1 protein-coding gene is annotated in these 352 nt (G+C 62.2%); it reads right to left on the reverse strand.

The window, feature by feature from the left end:
* Window positions 1-210 (reverse strand): hypothetical protein (locus AC1D0P_RS32790; RefSeq protein ID WP_477680533.1); only part of this gene is annotated, 210 nt, incomplete at its 3' end.
* Window positions 211-352: the final 142 nt, after the last annotated feature.

The following is a 352-nucleotide window of genomic DNA, read 5'->3' on the forward strand; positions in this document are numbered from 1 at the left end:
CGACAGGATGTCGTCGCCGAAGACCGTTGTGGCGGGTCCGGTCTGTTCCTCGATATCGCCCCAGATCTCCGACACCACGCCGCTGATCGCGAACCTGTCGCTGCCCATCAGCGCCAGCTTCAGCAGGCGCTGAATTTCGGCCTCGTTGGCGAGATCATAGGGGTTTGCGCCATTAAGCGTGGCCGCGAGCGACAGGTTGCTGATGCTCATCACCACCGAGAGCGCGTTCGACAATCCAAAGCCGGCCGAAATTCCGGTAATCGTCTCCCGTCCCAGATCGTCGGTCGAGGCCGACAGTGTCGCGGTCCGCATATCCGGCGGCGACGTATTGTTGTCGGCGCTGATGCTGGTC

This window comes from Polaromonas sp. P1_G2 (assembly GCF_056405515.1).